Origin of the sequence: Burkholderia sp. BDU5 (assembly GCF_001522845.1) — a bacterium.
GTDB lineage: Bacteria > Pseudomonadota > Gammaproteobacteria > Burkholderiales > Burkholderiaceae > Burkholderia > Burkholderia mayonis.
The window spans coordinates 1-19,864 of the sequence record NZ_LOWC01000106.1 but is presented as its reverse complement, the minus strand read 5'-3'; the positions used below and the strand labels follow the sequence as shown (position 1 = coordinate 19,864).

Genomic DNA, 19,864 nt, shown 5'->3' with positions numbered 1-19,864 from the left:
ATCCTCGTCGGCCTGCAGGTGCCGCAGGCGGACCACGCGGAGTTCGACCGCTTTCTCGCGGCGCTCGGCTATCCGTTTCGCGAGGAAACCGGCAATCCCGCTTATCGACTGTTTCTCGGCTGACGCTCGGTGTCCGGTCGGCGCGCTCCACGCTGCTTTGCCCGGCGCGCTCGCCGCCCGGCTCGACGTGCGCTACGGGATGCCGGTCGACGCGCTGTCGGCGGACGCGCGCGCGGCGTCACGGCGCGCGTCGGCGATCACGCGTTGCGCTTCGACGCCGCGATCGTCGCGACGCCCGCGACCGTCGCGCGCCGCATCTGGCGCGCGCAATACCGATGCCGAGCGCGTACTGCTCGCCGACCGGCTATGCGCGCGCCGTGCACGTCGCGTTCGGCCTGTCGTCGCGTTGGCGCGGGCCGTCGCGGCTGCGATGCGTCTACGGCGCGCTGCTGTCGCCGGGCGCGCGCCGCATCGCGGCGCTGACGTTCGAGCGCGGGCGCCGAATCGGCGGCGGGCACGGCGACGTCGTGTCGGCAATGCTCGGGCACGACAGTGCGAGCGCGCCGCGCGACACGTCGGACGACGAGATCGCGTGTGTCGTGCTCGACGACGCGAACGCGCTGTCGCCGGGCCTCGCCGACGCGGTGACGGCGGTGCGCGTTCGGCGCTGGGAAGCGGCGGAGCCGCTGTCGCGCGTCGGCCGCGCGCGATCGCCGCGTACCGCGCGAGCGCGGACGCGCGCCGACGCATGCTGCTCGCGGGCGATTACCTGGGCTCGCCGTGGACCGACGGTGAGGCGGAGGCGGGGATGCGGGCGTCGCGAGGGGGCGCGTCCGGCGAACGTGTGCTTTCCAATGGCTGCGTGTGCGGCGGCATGCGGCGTCGTGTTGCGACGTCTGAGTCTCGTTCCGACTCACGCCCGTTGGGCGCCTGTGTTCCTGGTCAGCCTCGCCGATGTCCGCGCCATGCGCGCACGACGGCGCGGCGCTTTCACGCGCGGCCGCCCACGCACATTCGACACGCCTTCGCTTACTTGAGCTGGCTGATGCCCCAGATCGCAATCAGCAGGCCTGCGCCGAGGCCGACGCCAAGCAGAATGTAGGTTTCCATATCGATTATCGAAGTGAAGGGGATGCCGTGTTCGCCGTCGCGGGGAACTGCGTACTATGCGCGCCGATGCGCCGATGCGCCGATGCGCCGCTCGCGTCGGCCGCGTCCGGCGCGCTACAATCGGCCGCCGCATACTACCGATGTAACCTTTCAGTATCCATGCCGGGCTCTTCCCTTCCGTCGAAATCGAATCTGCCCGCTGGCCGGCGATGGGCGGCGCTATGGGGGCCGGGACTCCTCGTCATGCTCGCGGATTGCGACGCCGGGAACGTCGTCACCGCCGCGCAAGCGGGCGTGCAGTGGGGCGTCGGCCCGCTGATGCTGCTGCTCGGCCTCGTGCCGCTGCTGTACATGATCCAGGAGTTGACCGTGCGGCTCGGCATCTTCACCGGGCGTGGCCACGGCGAGCTGATCCGCGAGCATTTCGGCGTGGGATGGGCGTGGCTGTCCGCGGCGGGCCTCGTCGTCGCGGTGCTCGGCTCGCTCGTGACCGAGTTCACGGGCGTCGCCGGCATCGGCGAGATGTTCGGCGTGCCGCGCGCGGTCAGCCTGCCGCTCGCCGTCGCGCTGCTGATCGCGATCGTGATGACGGGCTCGCACAAGCGCGTCGACAAGGCGGCAATCGTGATCGGCGCGTTCGAGCTGACGTTCTTCGTCGTCGCGTGGAAAGCCCATCCGCAGTGGCGCGGGCTGTTCTCGCACGCCGAGCAGCCGGTGTCCGCCGGCGCGCCGTTCGGCTATCTCGCGGCCGCGCTGATCGGCGCGACGTTCAATCCCTGGATGGTCTTCTATCAGCAGGCGGCCGTCGCCGATAAGCGGCTCGGACCGGGCGACCATCGCGCGGCGCGCGCCGAGACGGCGGCGGGCGCCGTGCTGACGCAACTGCTGACGGGCGCGGTGCTCGTCGCGGCCGCGGCGACGCTCGCAGGCGACGGCGCGGCCCGCGCGCTGGGCAGCGTCGGCGAAATCAGCACGGCGCTCGAAACGGCGGTCGGCCCGCACGCGGCGCGCGTGCTGTTCGGCGCGGGCGTGCTGGGCGCGTCGATGGTCGCGGCAATCGTCTGCTCATTGTCGCTCGCACGGGGGCTCGGCGAAGTCGCCGGCTACGAGCGCTCGCTCGACGATCGGCCGACGCGCGCGCCGTGGTTCTACGGGATCCATGTCGCGTCGGTCGCCGGCTGCGCGGCGATCGTCTGGATCGCCCCCGATCTGGTGTCGCTGAACGTCGCCGCACAGGTGGTCAACGCGGTGATGCTGCCGCTCGTCGCCGGATTGCTGGTCGCGCTCGCGGCGATCGCGCTGCCGCCCGCGCAGCGGCCGCGCGGCGCTTATCTGTGGATCGTGGCGGTGGCGGCGGCGGCGGTGAGCGTCGCCGGGGTCGTCGGCGCGGCGTCGGGCGTGTTGTCGTGACATCGTGACGCTGGCACGCGAGCGACGCTGCGGTAGCGGACCTGTGGTTTGCCGACGTCGACGCTGAGGCCAAGCCGCGAGGCTTGCTGCTGGCCGAGGCCAAAGCTAAGCCGCGCCAAGCCAAGCCCGAAGCCGCGAAGCCGGCCGCGAGCCGCCATCCCGCCATCACCGCCTTCTACCAGCGCTTGATCACTGGCGGCAAACTGCCCAAGGTCGCGCTGGTCGTCTGCATGCGCAAGCCCCTGACCATGCTCAATGCCATGGTCAGATCCAACACCCCTTGGGACAATTCCCTTCATCGCACTTGACTCGGCAGACGGTTACTCAGTGCGAGTGCCGATGATGAATATCCGGGAAGTGCGCGTGCGTATGCGTGATCGGCGCGTGCCGATGCGGATGCGTGTGAGGCTCCGCGCCGTCCCAGGCGAAATCGTGCGTGTGCTGGTGATGCTCGTCGTGACGATGCCGGTGGTTGTGCTCGAGCGCGTCGTGCGTGTGCGAATGTTCGTGCCGCTCGCGCAGATGCAGCCAGATGCCGATCGCCATCAGCGCCGCGGCCGCCCAGAACGATAGCGGCGGCCATTCGGGCCACAGCGCGAGCGACAGCCCGACGCCGAACAGCGGCGCGATCGAGAAATACGCGCCGGTGCGCGCGGTGCCGAGGTTGCGCAGCGCGACGACGAACAGCACGAGGCTCACGCCGTAGCCGGCGAAGCCCGTCAGCATCGCGGCGGCCGTCGCGGCGGCGGCGGGCGGCTTCGCGCCGAGCGCAAGCGCGATCCCAAGATTGACCGAGCCCGCGACGAGTCCCTTGATGCAGGCGATCGTCGCGGCGTCGTGGGTCGAGACCTTGCGCGTCAGGTTGTTGTCGATCGCCCAGCACGCGCACGCGGCCGCGACGAGCAGCGCACCGAGCGGCCCGCCCGCCTCACCCGGATGCCACGACAGCAGCACGCCGCCCGCGACGATCGCGACCATGCCGGCGAAGATCTGCGCATCGACGTTCTCGCGGAACACCACCCATGCGATCACCGCGGTGAAGACGCCTTCGAGGTTCAGCAACAGCGCGCCCGTTGCGGCGGGCGTCGTCGCGAGGCCGAGCATCAGCAGCGCGGGGCCCGCGACGCCGCCTGCCGCGACCGCGCCCGCGAGCCATGGGAGTTCGGCGAGCGGCAGCCGCGACTGCTCGGCCTGCGATGCGTCGGCGCGGCGCGCGAGCCGACGAATCAGCATGAACGCGGCGAGGCCGACGCCGCTGCCGAGATAGAAGAGGCCGGCGACCATGAACGGCGTGAGCGAGCCTAGCAGCGTCTTCGCGAGCGGCGTGGCGGCGCCGAACAGCGCGGCGGCGAGGAGGGCGGTGAACGCCGCGTGCAGGCGTGCGGGCATGGGGGCGTCGCGTGGTCGGCGCGGATTGACGTGGAAAAGTGACGCCACGATAGCGCAAACCGGGGGCGGCGGTCATCCGTTTTGTCGAGGCGCGGGGGCGGGATGGTGCGTTTAGGGTGGGCCGCAGAGGGCCTGCCCGATCGGGCGGCAGCGAGGCGGGTCGTTGGGGGGCGCCTCGTGCCAAAGCGCTTTGGCATGCCGTCGATCGATACCGGAAGGCTCGGCGGATACGGCGCGCGATGTCGGACACGCGATGCGGACGCGGCGGCCGGCAGTCCGTGAACGCTGCGCCGAGCCGAGCGCGCAGCGCGCGTTCAATCGACTGAAGGAAACCCGGCGCGCCCTTGCGTCAGATCGAGCAGCGTGTCGCGGGCCGCATCGACCGCGGTCGCGGGCAGTCGGACCACGAGCTTGACCGTCATCCCGTACGCGCTGTCGACGAGATCGTGCCCTTCCTGCTCGATCCAGCGGCGCACGCGCGCCTCGTCGGGATAGCCGACTTCGATCGCAAGCCGTGCGTACGCGATCCGCTCGATGCGTTCGGCATCGAGGAGCGCGGCGGCGATCGCGTCGGTGTACGCGCGCACGAGGCCGCCCGCGCCGAGCTTCACGCCGCCGAAGTAGCGGACGACCGCCGCAAGCACGCCGTCGAGATCGTGATGGCGCAGCACCTCGAGGATCGGCCGGCCAGCGGTGCCGGACGGCTCGCCGTCATCCGACATTCCGGACTGGCCGCCCGCGAGCAGCGCCCAGCAGACGTGCGTCGCGGTCGGATGCTCGGCGCGCAGGCGCTGCAACTCGACCATCGCCGCGTCGCGGTCCTCGACCGGGATCGCATACGCGATGAAGCGGCTCTTGCGGATGTCGAGTTCGCGCGTGTAGCGGGCGGCGAGCGTGTAGGTCATGTTCGGGATGCCGTTGAATCAAGAAAAATCGATGAAGCGGGGAATGTCGCGCCCTGATCGACGTGGATCGAGATGGATGTGCTTGCGGCCGATTTGCCCACATGGTGCCTGCACGAGCCGAGTAAGATGAAACGGGTGAATTTTACCGTGGCACGCATCGACTGACATCGTTGCGACAGATGCCGTTGTGAAACGCGTTGGCGGGTGGTCGGTCATCCGAGGCCGGTCGAAAAAATGGAAGCCGACGTTTCGCAAAATTGAGAAACGGAGGCATGTGTGAATCGAATTCCGAGAGCGGTCTATGCGGAAGAGCTCGCGATGAGGCGATGAGGCCGGCTTTGACCGAAGGTGTTGGATTGCCGGAAACTGCCCGGCGGCTATCGATATCGATCAAGACGCCGGCAAACTGGATCCGAGCCGCGAAGACCGGCAAGCTGAAGGATGTCGCTCGCCACCGGAAGCCGCTAATGGAATTGGAAGCCGGGTTGGCGCAGATGAAGCGCGAACTGGCGGAAGTCAGGATGGAGCGCGATCTCTTGAGAAAATTCGCAACGTACTTCGCGAAGGAGTCGTGGTGGGTGCGGCGAGATTGAACGAATGCGACCGGACTCCCGTACCGTCAATCTGCCAGCCTGCTGGGCGTATCGATGAGCGGCTACTATGCGTCGCGTAAGCGAAAGCCTGCCGAAAGAGTGCAGCAGGCCCCCGTTTGGAAGCGGAAGCGCTCGCGACCCGTCGGCGGACGCGAAAAAGTTGCGATTCCGAACGCAGGCAACAGCATCTCGAGGCGCGCGGCATCCGAATTGGCGTGTATCGGATCAAGCGATTGCGCAAGAAACCGGGGCTGCACTGCAAGCGGAAACGTCGGTTCAAGGCTACGGCCAATTCGAAGCACGATCGGCGCTATCGTGCCGAATCTGTCAAACCAGGATTTTTCAGCGGCGGCGCCCAATCTTCAGCGGCGGCGCCCAATCAGGCCTGATGCGGCGATATCACGTCAATCGCGACCGACGAGAGTTGGCTGTATCCCGCCGGCTTGAAAGATCTGCACAGCGGCGAAATCGTTGGCTATGCGATGAGCGAACTGATGACAAAGTAACTGGTCATGCAGGCCTGTTTCGCGCCGTCGCAACCGGGCGACCGCCGACGGGCCTGAATACGTCGGCGGGACACGGTAAGCTCTGGAAACCGGGATCTACGTCTCGAATGAATGCCGCACCAGTTGGGGGAATGCGAGGTCGACTCGATTTATGTGCCAAGACCGAATGCCTTGAGCGTCGACATGACGAAGTCGAATATCGCCCGGATGATTGGCGGTCGATCCGTACTCGTGGAGTACGCCTGCATGACAGGCGTGTGCTGCGGATCTTGGTTCGACAGCAGATCGCTCAGGAACGCGCCGACGTTCTGACCGTTGCCATTGATTTCCGATCCCAAGAAGGTGAGTGTGGAAACCATATGGTTGCCGAGTAACCCCGCGCGATCCTCCGGCATGAAGTAGCCAAAGTTGGGATGGTGTCCCTTGAGTTCGTTCGTCAGTAATCTCAGGTCGTTCGTGAACAGTGCCTGGCGCAACGCTTGCTTGGTTGCCGCATCCGGGGCGGCGGCAATTTCGGGGTAGAACTGATCATACGTGAATTGCGCGATGACTTCGTCGCGTTGGAATGTCGACAATCCCATGCGATCGTTAGGAAAGGAGCGTGCCAGTATGTCGTAAAGCTCGGCCGGGTTGTTCATCACGCTGTTTTTTTCGGCCGTGCTTAGATTGGGCAGGTTCGTAATCCGATCGACTGCGCCGCCAGGTCGAAGAAAGTTCCATTCATCGAACGCCTTGGCGTACATGCGATAAGCGTGACTTGGCTGCGTGGCGTCGCCACTCAGGTTCGCGGGAAATATCGTCCCCGAATCATCGAAAAGCGCGCTCTTGCGAGGTTGCAGTGCCGTGCGAATGGAAGCGTAGTTCAACGCCGAGCCATATCCGCCCGCGCTTGCTCCCCACACCAGCAATTGATCAGGTTTGCTTAGTCCATTCTGTGTCATCCATTCGATTGCGGCTTTGACATTGGCCAAGCCGGCGAATTGCTGAATGCGCGTCGAGCGCCCGTCCGGGGCTGTGTAGACACGCACCGCGTTGCCGCCATGGATGTCGCCCGTGCAATAAGGCAAATATACGTAATGCCAGTTCATGGTCGGCGGCGCCTGCCATGTGCTGGAAAGCGCCAATATCGGAAGCCGGCTCAGGATTGGCGAGAGCATGGCGACGACGAGACCGGACGGATTGAATGCCCAGTTATGGATAACGTTTACGTAACCATCGGGAATGCCATTCGGATTCGACGCGCCGAGTTCGCCGTTACCTTGGCAACTCGCGTAGTCCCAGCATGCGCCGCCCGGCTCTATGGCAACCAGCACGTTCTTTGAGAAAAGCTGAAGCGATCGGTTGACGTAGAAACGGTACGGCGTACCGTTCGCACAAGTCGCGCCGCTCGACGCGGGCAACGTCACTTGTTCCCACACGTACGGCAGTGCGGCGCATGCAGCGCCCGACCACAGCGCCGCCATCACACCCAGATAGGCCTTGCGGTTCAGCGAGATGACATGTTTCATGTTTCCCCCCATATCATGTTTGTCAAGAGAGTCGTGATTTTCAATTGGCCTGCTTGTCGTAAAGCTGTACGCGCAGTTGTTGCAGTCGCGCGGAGATAGCCGCTTGTTGCTGTTCAGGTGCGACCGTATGTGAGATATCGTCTATCGCGCTCGCACTCTGCTCTTGATAACGCCGATATCGGGGATCGTCGGTTGGCGGGCTGCCGACCGATCGGGCTGAATAGTCTTCGATCTGTTGACGCAAGTTCGAAGACAATTTCGCGCGCTCTGCTGGATTGAAATTTGCTTCGTTCAGGAGCGTTTCGCCAAGAGCAAGCGCCTGGATCGGCAGCACTTGTCCGGCTCGTACGCGATCCGGCAATGCGTTCACGAGTGACTTGACCGTGGTTTGCCGTGTCTCGGTCGATAGAGAGTCGCGTTTCTGCTGAAATGCAATGACGGCTGCCTGGAAATGCTGGAATTCAGCGGCTTCTCTGTTGCTTGCCGACGCTGAACCGATGTCCGGCTCGGACGATCGGCGGTTTGCATCGGTGAACTGGTTGGCGAGCGCGGGGGGCGGATTTGTCGCAATACCGGACGGCGCCGATGTTTCGGCTGTCGTTCTCGGAACTTTCCGGGCAATCCAGTGCGTGGCGCCATAAATGACGAGCAGAGCGATAACGGACACGGCGATCAGATATTTGACGAATCGCATTGCGAACTCCTTGCATGATAATTTGGATGTGGAGCCAAATAACTATGCGGGTTGATTTTTATGTGATGGGAGTGTGCTGGGAATGTAGGTCGAGAAAAATAATGTGCGAATGCATGAATTACCGGATTTCGCAGTGACTCTATCGAGAGTGGTGTTTGTTAATGGCGGATCATGCGATTCTGGAAGATTCATGCGACGCGAGAGATTTTCTGCATCCGTTCGGGCGGTATTCCACTGGCTATCCTTGTGTGATCGAGTGGTGCGAACGATGGTGATTTTAAATAAGCTTGCGTCGCATGCAATATCGCATTTGTTAGAAATTTCGAGACGTGGATTGCCGCCGCATGTTTCCGCAATGGAAAGCGGCTCGATTTCGAGTAAAAGTTCGTCGAGTATGGAAATGTCGCGGCTGAAGCGAGATATCGATGATCGTGACGTGGAAACGGCGCGGGAGCTCGATATTGTTTTCGTTGATCCGCAATGGAAGCGGTGAGCAGGTGCGGTTGAGCACCCGGTAGTCGGCGCGCGCGGCGGCACGGCCGCATTGATGCCGCTCGTGCTGTGCTCGATGCACGATGTCTATTGCGCGTGGATTGTGCGGAACAGCGAAATGGCGAGGGATGACCGTGATAGAAGGGCGGCGTTATCGCCCGCATCGGCGCGGATGGGCGGTTGCAGGGCGACGGCCCGTTCGTGGCGACGGACGGTTAGCGGCCGACGGCGATACGGAGCCGAATTGCGCTGTATGCGGCATGTTTGCGGTGCACGGCGCCTGACGCCCCGTTCGCCGTGCTACCGCGACTTCTTTCGCACGCTCTTCTTCGCGCTTCCGCCGCGCGCCGCGTCGTCGCTCGCGGCGGCCTCGTCGCCGTTCATCTGCTCGAGCCACGACAACGCGTCGACATACGACAGGAACTGTCGAAGATATTCGGGCGACAGCTCGCGCATCAGCGACAGCGACCGATGCACGAGGCTGCTCGAATTGAGCGGGCCGGCGTTCCTCGGCACTTGTTCGAGCGATTCGCGCAACTGGCTGTCCGCGCTGACCCTCGACCAGGTTTCCCGGAAGTAGGCGAGCATCTCCGGCTCCGGGCGAAGGGCGAGGCGGCTGCGATTCGCGGCGCTGCCAGCGGCGCCGGCGGCGAGCCCGCCGGCGTCCGGGCGCGCCTGGCTGCCGATGTAGTCGAGCAATGCGGCGAGCGGTCCGCACGCAGCCTCGGCCGGCATCGGGGGCGGCATAGGCATAGACGTCGGCTTGGGCGTCGGCATAGGCGTCGGCGTCGGCGTCGCGCGTTCGGCCGCGTCGGCCTTCGATTCGGCGTGCTGGAGATCATCGGCGTACGCGTTGAGCAGCGCGGACAGCCGCGCGTCCAGAATGCGGCGCGCGTCGCCCGTTTGACCGGCCGTCCGGCGATGCAGCGCGTCGATGAAGCGAAAGCGCACGGGGTCCAGCCGATCGGCGCCGCGCGCGCGCCATGCGTCGAGCGTTTCCCGTGCGTGCGCCGCGGCGTTATTCATGGCGCTCACCGCCGCCCGTCGCCCGTCGTCGGCCGCGGGACCGGCGCGATCTCCACGCGCCGGTTCTTCGCGCGTCCTTCGTCGTCCGAGTTCGAACTGACTGGCTGTTCGGAGCCGAACGCGGCCGCAAACACCGACGCCGCCGGCACGCCTTCGTCGATGAATGCACGCGTCACCGTCAGCGCACGCTTTGCCGACAGCTCCCAGTTGTCCGCGAACTGGCGGTTGCCCGCGCGCACTTGCTGGTCGTCCGCGAAGCCGCTCACCATCAGGATCTCGCGATTGGTCTCGAGATAGGCGGCGAGCGGCCCCGCCAGGCTCTTCAGCAGATCGCGGCCCGCCGGCTGCAACTCGTCGGAATTCAGCGCGAACAGCACGCTGCCGCTGATGCCGATGCGCCCGTCGACGAGCGTCACGCGTCCCGCCGCGAGCGGTCCCGCCAACGCCTGCTCGAGCGTCTTGCGGCGTTGCGTTTCGATCTGCCGCTGCCTGACCTCGGCGTCGAGCTTCGACGAGAGCTCCAACTGCACGCCGATCACGCCGACCAGGATCAGCACGAACGCGCCCAGCAGCACCGACATCAGGTCGCCGAACGCGGCCCAGATCGGCGCAGTCTGCTCGATGCCGCCGTCGATTTCGTCGCTCATGCTGCTTCTGCTCCGGCGGATGCCCGCTGACCGGCGACGCGCTGCAGGTCTTCGATGATCTGCTTCTGCGACATCATGCTCAGGTCGATGACTTCGCGCGCCTGCGCGACGTAATAAGCGAGCTGCTCGTCGCTGCGGGCGAGCGACTTGTCGAGCGCGGCCTCGATGCGCTGCAGGTGCGCGACGAGCTTGTCGTTCGATTCGCCGAACGACTGGACCGCCGCGCCGAACGCTTCGCCGAGGCTCGCGACCTCGACGGCGCTGCCGGTGACTTGCGCGGCGACGGCGCCGAGCTTGCCGGTCTCGGCGTCGACCATGTCCGTGAACCGGGCGCCGACGCGCTGCAGGAGCTCGGCGGACGTCGAAACGAGTGCATCGACGGCCGAGCGTTGCTTGGTCGACGCGTGGTTGACTGCGTCGAGGAGGGTTTCGAGCGTCGCGAGCAGCCGGCTACGCTCTTCGAGCGTCGCGGTGTCGCGGACCATGCTGTCGGACAGCTTCTGGCGCAGCTCGGCGATGACCTCGGCCGCGGCCTTGGGCGCTTCCGACGCGGCCTGCACGAGCCGGGAGATTTCGGCAATCGTGTCGCTCGCGTGCGCTTGCGTTTGGGCGGAGATGTCGCGTGCGGTCTGCGCGAGCGCGTCGCAGATTGCCTGCTGGCGTGCTACGGCCTGTACGCTTGTTTGTTCCCATTCGTCGCCGAGCTTGGCGGCCATCGACGCGAGCGTGTTGGTCCAGGCGGTCAAGCGTTGCTCGTCGCGCGACGCGAGTTCCGTCTGCAAATCCGCATGAGACTGGCTCATCACACGCAGCAGCGAAGCGGAGTGTTGTTCGAAGGTTGCGGCTTGGGTCGAGATGTCTCGCGAGGTCTGCGTGAGCGCGTCGCAGATTTCCCGCTGGCGGCCGGCGGCCTGTGCGCTCGTCTGCTCCCATTCGTCGCCGAGCTTGGCGGCCATCGACGCGAGCGTGTCGGTCCAGGCGGTCAAGCGTTGCTCGTCGCGCGACGCGAGTTCCGTCTGCAAATCCGCATGCGATTGATCCACCGTGCGCAGCAGCGCCGCCGAATGCCGCTCGAAAGTCGCGGCGGCCGTCTCCAGCGCTTGCCGATTGCGCTCGGCCAGCTTCTCGTTGGCGTGTTCCTGCCGCGACAGCGCGTCGTTCCATGCCGCCGACACGTTGCCCGCCGTCGCGTCCAGCCGCGCCGAGACGCCGTCCAGCAGGCCCGCCGAACGCTGCTCGAACGATTCGACGAACCGATCGGCCGAGTCATGCAGGCGTTGCGCGAGCGCGTCGCTCGAGCGCTGATGCTCGGCCAGCGCCTTGCTCCAGATGTCGGCGACGTTCGTGGCCGCCGCCTGGAAGCCGGCCGACAGGCCATCCAGTTGCCGCTGCACCGCATGCGAGACAGCGTCGTGCAGCGCGGCCGTCTCGCGCGCGAGACCCGCCATCGTGGTTTCCATGACCGGTTGCAGCGCCGCGCCGGCGACGCGCGCGCTTTCGGCGACGCTGTCCTTCAACGACTGGCCGACCGACGAAGCGAGGCGGGCGTATGTCTCCTCCGCCTTGCCGAGGAACGCTTGCTGGCCGGCGATCTGCCGATCGGCCGACGCGATGCTCTGCCGCTCGAGCGTCGTCATCATCGTCTGCAGCCGATCGACCAGCGTGGGCATCGCTTCGGCCTGCCGCTGCAGGAGCTTGAAGGTTTCCTCGCGCTGATGGGCGTGCGAGTGGATGCGCAGCGTCGTCGCGATCTTCGCGTCGAGCGCCTGCGCCGCGTGGAGCCGCTCGCGTCTGCCGAGCGCGGAGAGGAGGCCCAGCATCGCGGACGTGGACACGCCCGCGATCGACGTGCCGAACGCGAATCCGAGCCCCTTGACCGGCGCCGCCAGCGATGCGCGGATCGCCTGCAAGTCCGTCGCGCTCTCCAGCGCCGCGCCGGTGCCCCTGAGCGTCATGACCATGCCGAGGAGGGTGCCCAGCATGCCGAGCAGCACGAGCAGGCCGACCAGATACGGCGTCAGCGCGGGCCCCGGCAGCGCGACGCGCTCGCCCTCGATGCGCAAGCGCACGGCGTTGCGCAGGCTCGGGTCCAGTCGATCGAGCCAGACGCCCAATCCGGACGGCGGTTCGGACAGGTTCGCGACCGCGCGCACGAGCGTGGCGGTGGCCTGCTGATAGCGACGCAGCTCGAATGCGCCGGCGAGATAGCAGGCGGCGATCGCCATCGTGACGGCGAGCGCCAGCGGATTCGACACGGCATAGCCGGCGCCGATCCAGCAGACGGCCGCGAGACCGGCGAAAAAGACAGCGAGATTGACGTGATATCTGGACATGGGGTCCCGGTTAGCGAGCGCGAAGGGCGGCGAGCAGCCCTTCGACCGGTTGAAAACGAACTTCTAGCTCGGCGAGCAGCACGCTCTGCATATCCTTGCGGAACGCTTCGAGCCACGCGCTCGATGCGACTGCGACTGCTGCGGCGGCTTCCTTGGCTACCGCTTTTGCTTCGACGTCGGCCAGCCCCTGCTGCCCGGCCTGGCGCAAGCGCTCGAAGTACGTGCCGAGCAGCTTGGGCACGGACGCCAGCAGATTTCGCTCGCGCGCGGCCAGCGCGCGCTCCATCGTCGCGTCGAGCACCGCGAGCCGGGCGAGCGCGGGCGTTCGGGCGGCCATCATCTGCCGCAGACGGCCGCGCAAGTCGCCGATTTCCATCTCCATCGCCTGCTGCATCGACAGATAGTCGTGACGAAAGAGCGTGAAATCGATCGGCGCGTCCGCGGACGCATCCCGGGCGGCGGCCGGCGCGGCGCTGTCGCGTCCGGCGGCGAACGCGCCGGTGCGGGCGATCGCCTTGGCGAGCGACGCGCGCACGCGCACGCCGACGCTGTCCGCGTCGGCGCCGCCGCCTGCGCGCGCGCCGCCGCCGACGGGCGGACTCATGCTCAGCGCCGAGGACAGCGCGATCGCGTCGGTCCAGGCGAGCCATTGGCTCAGCCGGTCCGACAGCGATTGCCTGGATTCCGGAACGTCGGCGTCCGCCAGGCGGGCAAGCAAGCGGATCAGCGTCGGGCCGCCGAGCGCTCTACGTTGCGGGACTTGCACCATGCCACGAGTGTCCGTGTCAAAAAAAGGCAGCAGTTTACACGTTGGCGGGGGGAGGGCCGGCAGTTCTCGAACGAGCAAGGGCAGATGCCGGCCGGATGGGGGCGGAAATCGGCTGAAGCGGCCATCGCCTCCGTCGAGGCAGCGTCATGTCGCCGTTCGTTTTCCGGCTTGTCGGAAGGCGCCGCCGTTCTGTGCGACGCCGAGCGTCGATGCGCACGGCACCGCCGATCATTTCGTGATTCGACTTGCATTGTCGATTGTTCGGCTCATCACGCAACTCAATTCGCGTCGTGCCGCTTTATCGGCGCGCGCGGGGCGTCTACATTCCTTTTATCGCCGGTCGATGGCGTCGGGAAAATCGCCGGTTCTCCGAAATGTACGAACTTTTGCCAAGGGAAAGATCATGAGCAAGCTTGCAGGTAAGGTGGCTGTCGTCACGGGCGGATCCAAGGGTATCGGAGCCGCGATCGCCAAAGCGCTCGCGGCGGAGGGGGCGTCCGTCGTCGTCAACTACGCGAGCAGCAAGGCGGGCGCCGATGCCGTCGTGGCCGAGATCGCCGCGGCGAACGGCAAGGCGGTTGCGGTCGCGGGCGACGTGTCGAAAGCCGCCGACGCGCAACGCATCGTCGACGCCGCCATCGAAACGTATGGCCGCCTCGACATTCTCGTCAACAATTCCGGCGTCTACGCGTTCGCGCCGATCGAAGAGATCACCGAAGCGCATTTCCGCAGACAGTTCGACACGAACGTGTTCGGCCTGCTGCTCACCACGCAGGCGGCCGTGAAGCACCTCGGCGAGGGCGCGAGCATCATCAACGTCAGCTCGGTCGTGACCCGCATCACGCCGCCGGCAAGTGCGGTATATAGCGGGACGAAAGGCGCCGTGGACGCGATCACCGGCGTGCTCGCGCGCGAACTGGGTCCGAGGAAGATCCGCGTGAACGCCATCAATCCGGGCATGGTGGTCACCGAAGGCACGCACAGCGCGGGCATCATCGGGTCGGACCTCGAAGCATCCGCAATCGGCCAGACGCCGCTCGGCCGCTTGGGCCAACCGGACGACATCGCGTCGATCGCAGTGTTTCTTGCATCGGACGATGCTCGATGGCTGACGGGCGAGCACCTGATTGCGAGCGGCGGCTTGCGGTGATCCGGGGGACGGGCTTTGCCCGTTTCGCATCCGCTGTTCATCCCGCGAATCGGCGGTTGCAACGATGAATGCCCGCCCGGGAGGCGGTCCCGGGCGCCGGCTTCGCGCAAAGGCGGCCGGGTGCCACGCCTCTCGAAGCGATGCCTGGTCATCGATCGGCTAAGATATGCCCCGCCAAACTCATCCCCGACCAGACGGAGCGTCATCAGTGATTCAGCCGACCAACGTATTCAAGGACAACCTCGCCCAATTGCCCGCCATCGACGGCGTCGAGCGCATCGATCTGGTCGACGGCAACGACGCCGTGGTGGCGAGCATCGAGAACATGCCGGGCAAGCAGGGCTCGTTGGCGGTGTATCACTATCTTCGTCAGGCGTTCGGCACGCTCGACGCGAAGGCCGCCGAGCACGGTCTCGCGGTGTTCGCCGAGCATACCGCCGATGCGCGCAACCGTCCGGGCGCGCATCCGAACGTCGACCGCCTGCTCGCGATCGCGGCCGGCGGCGAAGCGTTGCGCGTCGACGTCGTCGCGCGAGCCTGACGCGCTCTTTTCATACGCATACGGTGCGGCGCGGATCGCCTGAAGCCGGTCTGCGCCGTGCCGGATCGTTTTGGATGACTGCCTTTCGTTTCCTGACGACGACGGCGCGGTGTTCGACGCGGTGCCGCCGCTGCTGAACGTCGGCGCGCGGGCGCCCGTTTGCGGACTGATCGCGCATTACAACGACAGCGCGTTGCCGCCGGGGCCGAACCGGCTGCCGCAATTGACGTCCATCCTGCTGCGCAAGCGGGTCAAGATGCAGGGCTTCATCATTCTCGATCACTATGCGGACGTTTATCCGGCATTCCTGAAGGAAATGCGCGAGTGGGTCGCGCAGGGCAAGGTGACGCTGCGCGAGGACGTCGCCGAAGGGCTCGAAGCGGCGCCGCAGGCGCTCATCGGACGGCTCGACGGGAAGAACCTCGGCAAGCTCGTCGGGCCCGACGCGCCGTGACGGTGCGGCGCGCGGCACGGCCGCGCATCGTTGCCGCGCGTCGTCATTAGCAAAACTTGACAATGTATCAACGGAATTGGGGTATCCGAAGCGCAACCGCGCGTCCTAAACTTGTCGGCGTCCCCTCCGGCACGCGCCAGGCCGATCGCGCGCGTCGACGCATGTCGGCATCGACGGAAGGTTGAAGCGGCGCTTCCGCACGGGGCGCCGATCGCCATTACTCACATTAGGCCCCCACATGATCACGCTCAACATCAACGGCGCAACCCATACGGTCGACGCGCCCGCCGACATGCCGCTCCTCTGGGTGCTGCGCGACCTGGTCGGCCTCACCGGCACGAAGTTCGGCTGCGGCATCGCGCAATGCGGCGCGTGCACGGTGCATCTCGACGGCGTCGCGGTGCGCTCGTGCGTGCTGCCCGTCGCCGCGATCGGCGGCAAGAAGATCACGACGATCGAGGCGGTCGGCGCGACGCCCGCCGGCCGTAAGGTCCAGCAGGCGTGGCGCGAACTCGACGTCGTGCAGTGCGGCTATTGCCAGTCGGGCCAGGTGATGGCCGCGGCGGCGCTGCTCGCGTCGAATCCCGATCCCGATGACGCGGACATCGATGCGGCGATGACGGGCAACGTCTGTCGCTGCGGCACCTACAACCGGATTCGCGCGGCGATCAAGCACGCCGCCAAGGAGGCCTGACATGTCGCGCGGACTGATCGAAGCGGGCAACGCGCTCGCCGCCGAAGCGGCGGGCGGTGCGGGCGTGTCGCGCCGTACTTTCCTGAAATTCGGGGTGACGCTCGGCGCGGCGGCGGGCGGCGGCCTGCTGCTGGGCTTCAGCGTGCCCGCCGCGGGCGGCGACGCGCGCCGCACGGTGATCGGCGGCGACGCGGTCGAGACGCCGCAGAGCGGCGTGTTCGCGCCGAACGCGTTCGTGCAGATCGACCGCGCGGGCAAGGTCACGCTCGTGATGCCGAAGGTCGAGATGGGGCAGGGCGTCTACACGTCGATTCCGATGCTGATCGCCGAGGAACTGGAAGTGCCGCTGTCGAGCGTGACGCTCGAGCACGCGCCGCCGGACGGGAAGCTGTTCTTCGATCCGCTGGTGGGCGGTCAGCTGACGGGCGGTTCGACGTCGATCCGTTTCGCGTGGGAGCCGATGCGCCGCGTGGGCGCGATCGCGCGCGTGCTGCTCGTCACCGCGGCCGCGCAGCAATGGAAGGTCGATCCGGCGTCGTGCGTCGCGGAAGGCGGCGAGGTGCGGCACCCGCCGAGCGGGCGGCGCGCGTCGTACGGGCAGCTCGTGGATTCGGCGGCGAAGCTGCCGGCGCCGAAGGACGTCGCGCTGAAGAAGCCCGAGAACTTCAAGCTGATCGGCAAGCCGGTCAAGCGGCTCGATTCGCCGGAGAAAGTCGACGGCACCGCGCAGTTCGGGCTCGACGTGCGCGTGCCGGGCATGCTGTATGCGGCGATCGTCAACAGTCCGGTGTTCGGCGGCACGGTCGCGCACGTCGACGATCGCGCGGCAAGGCAGGTGCCGGGCGTACGGCAGGTCGTCATCGCCGACGACGCGGTCGCGGTCGTCGGCGCTCACACGTGGGCCGCCAAACGCGGCGCGGCGGCGTTGCAAATCCAGTGGAACGAGGGCGCGGGCGCGCGCGTGTCGACGAAGGACATCGTCGCCGATCTCGCGCGTGCGGCCGACGGCCAAGGCGCGGTCGCGCGCAAGGACGGCGACGTCGAGCGCGCGTTCGCGGACGCGAAGACGCGCGTCGACGCGGTCTACGAGCAGCCGTTGCTCGCGCACGCGACGATGGAGCCCGTGAATTGCACGGTGCACGTGCGGCCGGACGGCTGCGAGATCTGGACGGGCACACAGGTGCCGACGCGGGCGGTCGATGCGGCGGCGCGCGTGACGGGCCTGCCGGCCGGCAAGATCGTTCTGCACAACCATCTGTTGGGCGGCGGCTTCGGCCGGCGGCTCGAGACCGACATGGTGCGGCAGGCGGTCAAGATCGCGAAGCAAGTGAGCGCGCCGGTGAAGGTCGTCTGGACCCGCGAAGAAGATATCCGCCACGACATGTACCGGCCGTACTATTACGACCGGATTTCGGCGGGGCTCGACGCGAACGGCAAGCCGATCGCGTGGCGGCACCGGATCGTCGGCTCGTCGATCATCGCGCGCTTCGCGCCGCCCGCGATGAAGAACGGCGTCGATCCGGACGCGGTCGACGTGTCCGCCGAGCTGCCGTACGAGCTGCCGAACCAGCTCGTCGACTACGTTCGACAGGAGCCGCGCCACGTGCCGACCGCGTTCTGGCGCGGCGTCGGGCCGACGCGCGGCACGTTCGTCGTCGAGAGTTTCATCGACGAGCTCGCCGCGCAGGCGAAGACCGATCCGGTGCAATACCGGCGCGCGCTGCTCGGCCAGTCGCCGCGCGCGCGCAACGTGCTCGACGTCGCGGCGAAGGCGGCGGGTTGGGGCGCGGCGCTGCCGAAGGGGCAGGGGCGCGGCGTGTCGGTGATGCATGCGTTCGGCAGCTTCGTCTCGATGGTCGCGGATGTGGCCATCGACGGCGGCGAGGTGAGCGTGAAGCGCGTCGTCTGCGCGGTCGACTGCGGGATGGTCGTGAACCCGGACACGATCGAGGCGCAGATGCAGGGCGGCATCATCTTCGGGATCACGGGCGCGCTGTACGGCGAGATCACGATCAAGGACGGCCGTGTCGAGCAGAGCAACTTCACCGACTACCGGATGCTGCGGATCGATCAGACGCCGCAGATCGACGTGCTGATCGTGAAGAGCGCCGAAGCGCCGGGCGGGATCGGCGAGCCGGGCACGGCGGCGCTCGCCGCCGCGCTCGCGAACGCGATCTACGCGGCGACCGGCAAGCGCCTGCGCAAGCTGCCGGTCGGCAGCCAGCTGAAAACCGCCTGAATGTCGAGGACTCCGATGATTCGTACAGGAAACAAACCGAAGCACGTCGCGAAGGCGCTCGGCGCAATGCTCGCCGCGCTCGCGCTGAGCGCGGGCGCGCGCGCCGCGACGCCCGACGACGCGCTCGTCGCGCGCGGCGCATACCTCGCGAAGGCGGGCGATTGCATCGCGTGCCATACGACAGCGCGCGGCAAGCCGTTCGCAGGCGGCCTGCCGATGGAGACGCCGCTGGGCGCGATCTATGCGACCAACATCACGCCGGATCGGGAGACGGGGATCGGCGGCTACAGCGAGGCCGAGTTCGCGCGCGCGCTGCGCGCAGGCGTTGCGAAGGACGGCCACAACCTGTATCCGGCGATGCCGTATCCGTCGTACGCGAAGCTCGCCGATGACGACGTGAAGGCGCTCTACACGTACTTCATGCACGGCGTCGAGCCGGTGAAGCAGGCGAACCGCGCGTCGGACATTCCGTGGCCGCTCGGCATGAGATGGCCGCTGAAGATCTGGAACGCGGTGTTTCTCGACACGACCGTGTATCGCGACAAGCCGGGCAAGGATGCGACGTGGAATCGCGGCGCGTACCTCGTGCAGGGGCTCGGTCACTGCGGTTCGTGCCACACGCCGCGCGGCGTCGGCTTCCAGGAGAAAGCGCTCGACGAAAGCGGCCCGGCGTACCTGTCCGGCGCGCCGATCGACAACTGGTTCGCCGCGAATCTGACGGGCGAGCACAACGTCGGCCTCGGACGATGGAACGAAGCCGATGTCGCGCAGTTCATGAAGACGGGGGCGAACAGGCACGCGAGCGCATTCGGCTCGATGACGAGCGTGATCAATCACAGCACGCATGCGCTGACGGATGCGGACCTGACGGCGATCGCGCGCTATCTGAAGTCGCTGCCGGCGTCGGGCGGCACGGGCGCGCCGCCTTATCGCTATGACGCGGCCGCGACGCAGGCGCTGCTCGCGCGGCCCGCGCACGATGCGGGCGCGAAGGTGTATGCCGCGTACTGCATGCATTGCCACGGCGTCGACGGCAACGCGTTCGCGCCGCTGCTTTCGCCGCTCGCGGGCAATCCGAATGTGCTCGAATCGAATGCGTCGTCGCTGATCAACGTCACGCTGAACGGCACTGAGGATCTCGTGATCGACGGGCTGCCGGCCGCGTATCCGATGCCGAAGTTCGCGAACGTGCTGACCGATAGCCAGATCGCCGACGTGCTGACGTTCATGCGCGCGGGCTGGAACAACGGCGCGCCCGCCGTGCGGCCGGCCGATGTCGCGAAGCTCAGGAAAGCCACGCAGGCGGCGCGCTGAAGATGGAAAACACGGATCTCGAAGTGCTGAGGACGGGCGCGCGCTGGCTCGGCGACGGCCGCCGCGCGCTGCTCGTGACGGTCGTGCGGA

Annotated in this window: 15 protein-coding genes and 5 pseudogenes; 12 read left to right on the top strand and 8 right to left on the bottom strand. The window is 66.9% G+C overall.

The window, feature by feature from the left end:
* The 4 genes and pseudogenes from WS69_RS31230 to WS69_RS16035 all read left to right on the top strand — a co-directional run.
* Nucleotides 1-123, top strand: a pseudogene (locus tag WS69_RS31230) (threonine dehydratase); the annotation flags it as partial.
* A 34-nt stretch (nucleotides 124-157) separates the two neighbouring features.
* Nucleotides 158-823 (top strand): annotated as a pseudogene (locus WS69_RS35500) (FAD-dependent oxidoreductase); the annotation flags it as partial.
* Nucleotides 824-1,269: 446 nt separating this feature from the next.
* Nucleotides 1,270-2,520: an NRAMP family divalent metal transporter gene (locus WS69_RS16040; RefSeq protein ID WP_059471718.1), complete on the top strand. Its 1,251-nt coding sequence runs from the start codon at nucleotides 1,270-1,272 to the stop codon at nucleotides 2,518-2,520.
* Nucleotides 2,521-2,672: 152 nt separating this feature from the next.
* Nucleotides 2,673-2,828, top strand: a pseudogene (locus tag WS69_RS16035) (IS110 family transposase); the annotation flags it as partial.
* 16 nt (nucleotides 2,829-2,844) lie between these two features.
* On the opposite strand, the gene WS69_RS16030 reads toward WS69_RS16035, so the two are convergent.
* Complete coding sequence (locus tag WS69_RS16030; RefSeq protein WP_059471716.1) at nucleotides 2,845-3,909, bottom strand: DMT family transporter; 1,065 nt, start codon at nucleotides 3,907-3,909, stop codon at nucleotides 2,845-2,847.
* Nucleotides 3,910-4,223: 314 nt separating this feature from the next.
* Entirely contained in the window at nucleotides 4,224-4,814 is a 591-nt protein-coding gene (locus WS69_RS16025; protein ID WP_059471715.1) for an IMPACT family protein, read from the bottom strand.
* Nucleotides 4,815-5,090: 276 nt separating this feature from the next.
* Between WS69_RS16025 and WS69_RS34815 the strand changes: the two are divergent.
* A pseudogene (locus WS69_RS34815) lies at nucleotides 5,091-5,910 on the top strand (IS3-like element ISBvi4 family transposase); the annotation flags it as partial.
* A 152-nt stretch (nucleotides 5,911-6,062) separates the two neighbouring features.
* Here the strand turns inward: WS69_RS34815 and WS69_RS16015 are convergent.
* Nucleotides 6,063-7,421 (bottom strand): pectin acetylesterase-family hydrolase, encoded by a 1,359-nt coding sequence (locus tag WS69_RS16015; RefSeq protein ID WP_197419269.1) that lies wholly within the window; start codon nucleotides 7,419-7,421, stop codon nucleotides 6,063-6,065.
* Nucleotides 7,422-7,461: 40 nt separating this feature from the next.
* Nucleotides 7,462-8,115, bottom strand: a complete 654-nt coding sequence (plcR, locus tag WS69_RS31225) for a phospholipase C accessory protein PlcR (protein WP_082716232.1) — start codon at nucleotides 8,113-8,115, stop codon at nucleotides 7,462-7,464.
* Nucleotides 8,116-8,305: 190 nt separating this feature from the next.
* On the opposite strand from plcR, the gene WS69_RS33405 reads away from it, so the two are divergent.
* Nucleotides 8,306-8,608 (top strand): hypothetical protein, encoded by a 303-nt coding sequence (locus tag WS69_RS33405; RefSeq protein WP_156438177.1) that lies wholly within the window; start codon nucleotides 8,306-8,308, stop codon nucleotides 8,606-8,608.
* A 299-nt stretch (nucleotides 8,609-8,907) separates the two neighbouring features.
* On the opposite strand, the gene WS69_RS16010 is transcribed toward WS69_RS33405, so the two are convergent.
* From WS69_RS16010 to WS69_RS15995, 4 genes are read right to left on the bottom strand one after another with little or no spacing between them, the layout of a single operon-like run.
* Nucleotides 8,908-9,633, bottom strand: a complete 726-nt coding sequence (locus WS69_RS16010) for a DUF2894 domain-containing protein (RefSeq protein ID WP_059471713.1) — start codon at nucleotides 9,631-9,633, stop codon at nucleotides 8,908-8,910.
* Between the two features lie 5 nt (nucleotides 9,634-9,638).
* The gene (locus tag WS69_RS16005) at nucleotides 9,639-10,280 is read right to left on the bottom strand and encodes an OmpA family protein (RefSeq protein ID WP_059471712.1); all 642 of its coding nucleotides are present in this window, start codon (nucleotides 10,278-10,280) and stop codon (nucleotides 9,639-9,641) included.
* Nucleotides 10,277-12,613 carry a DUF802 domain-containing protein gene (locus WS69_RS16000; RefSeq protein ID WP_059471711.1) on the bottom strand — a complete coding sequence of 779 codons (2,337 nt, stop codon included), beginning with the start codon at nucleotides 12,611-12,613 and terminating at the stop codon, nucleotides 10,277-10,279. The genes WS69_RS16005 and WS69_RS16000 overlap by 4 nt, the downstream gene beginning before the upstream one ends.
* Before the next feature lie 10 nt (nucleotides 12,614-12,623).
* Nucleotides 12,624-13,382 (bottom strand): DUF3348 domain-containing protein, encoded by a 759-nt coding sequence (locus tag WS69_RS15995; protein ID WP_059471710.1) that lies wholly within the window; start codon nucleotides 13,380-13,382, stop codon nucleotides 12,624-12,626.
* Nucleotides 13,383-13,785: 403 nt separating this feature from the next.
* On the opposite strand from WS69_RS15995, the gene WS69_RS15990 reads away from it, so the two are divergent.
* From WS69_RS15990 to WS69_RS15965, 6 genes and pseudogenes are all read left to right on the top strand, one after another.
* Nucleotides 13,786-14,532 (top strand): glucose 1-dehydrogenase, encoded by a 747-nt coding sequence (locus WS69_RS15990; RefSeq protein WP_059471709.1) that lies wholly within the window; start codon nucleotides 13,786-13,788, stop codon nucleotides 14,530-14,532.
* Between the two features lie 208 nt (nucleotides 14,533-14,740).
* The gene (locus WS69_RS15985; protein WP_059471708.1) at nucleotides 14,741-15,073 is read left to right on the top strand and encodes a DUF2322 family protein; all 333 of its coding nucleotides are present in this window, start codon (nucleotides 14,741-14,743) and stop codon (nucleotides 15,071-15,073) included.
* 88 nt (nucleotides 15,074-15,161) lie between these two features.
* Nucleotides 15,162-15,527 (top strand): annotated as a pseudogene (locus tag WS69_RS15980) (NADP-dependent oxidoreductase); the annotation flags it as partial.
* 238 nt (nucleotides 15,528-15,765) lie between these two features.
* Nucleotides 15,766-16,221 carry a (2Fe-2S)-binding protein gene (locus tag WS69_RS15975; protein WP_059471706.1) on the top strand — a complete coding sequence of 152 codons (456 nt, stop codon included), beginning with the start codon at nucleotides 15,766-15,768 and terminating at the stop codon, nucleotides 16,219-16,221.
* 1 nt (nucleotide 16,222) lies between these two features.
* A complete protein-coding gene (locus WS69_RS15970) occupies nucleotides 16,223-18,460 on the top strand; it encodes a xanthine dehydrogenase family protein molybdopterin-binding subunit (RefSeq protein WP_059471705.1) in 2,238 nt (745 codons plus the stop codon).
* Nucleotides 18,461-18,526: 66 nt separating this feature from the next.
* Entirely contained in the window at nucleotides 18,527-19,774 is a 1,248-nt protein-coding gene (locus tag WS69_RS15965) for a c-type cytochrome (protein ID WP_226382974.1), read from the top strand.
* Nucleotides 19,775-19,864: the final 90 nt, after the last annotated feature.

Bases quoted from the DNA above. Each gene is read 5' to 3' on its own strand.
- WS69_RS16040 (WP_059471718.1), top strand. From the start codon at position 1,270: ATGCCGGGCTCTTCCCTTCCGTCGAAATCGAATCTGCCCGCTGGCCGG.
- WS69_RS16030 (WP_059471716.1), bottom strand. From the start codon at position 3,909: ATGCCCGCACGCCTGCACGCGGCGTTCACCGCCCTCCTCGCCGCCGCG.
- WS69_RS16025 (WP_059471715.1), bottom strand. From the start codon at position 4,814: ATGACCTACACGCTCGCCGCCCGCTACACGCGCGAACTCGACATCCGC.
- WS69_RS16015 (WP_197419269.1), bottom strand. From the start codon at position 7,421: ATGAAACATGTCATCTCGCTGAACCGCAAGGCCTATCTGGGTGTGATG.
- plcR (WP_082716232.1), bottom strand. From the start codon at position 8,115: ATGCGATTCGTCAAATATCTGATCGCCGTGTCCGTTATCGCTCTGCTC.
- WS69_RS33405 (WP_156438177.1), top strand. From the start codon at position 8,306: ATGCGACGCGAGAGATTTTCTGCATCCGTTCGGGCGGTATTCCACTGG.
- WS69_RS16010 (WP_059471713.1), bottom strand. From the start codon at position 9,633: ATGAATAACGCCGCGGCGCACGCACGGGAAACGCTCGACGCATGGCGC.
- WS69_RS16005 (WP_059471712.1), bottom strand. From the start codon at position 10,280: ATGAGCGACGAAATCGACGGCGGCATCGAGCAGACTGCGCCGATCTGG.
- WS69_RS16000 (WP_059471711.1), bottom strand. From the start codon at position 12,613: ATGTCCAGATATCACGTCAATCTCGCTGTCTTTTTCGCCGGTCTCGCG.
- WS69_RS15995 (WP_059471710.1), bottom strand. From the start codon at position 13,382: ATGGTGCAAGTCCCGCAACGTAGAGCGCTCGGCGGCCCGACGCTGATC.
- WS69_RS15990 (WP_059471709.1), top strand. From the start codon at position 13,786: ATGAGCAAGCTTGCAGGTAAGGTGGCTGTCGTCACGGGCGGATCCAAG.
- WS69_RS15975 (WP_059471706.1), top strand. From the start codon at position 15,766: ATGATCACGCTCAACATCAACGGCGCAACCCATACGGTCGACGCGCCC.
- WS69_RS15970 (WP_059471705.1), top strand. From the start codon at position 16,223: ATGTCGCGCGGACTGATCGAAGCGGGCAACGCGCTCGCCGCCGAAGCG.
- WS69_RS15965 (WP_226382974.1), top strand. From the start codon at position 18,527: ATGCTCGCCGCGCTCGCGCTGAGCGCGGGCGCGCGCGCCGCGACGCCC.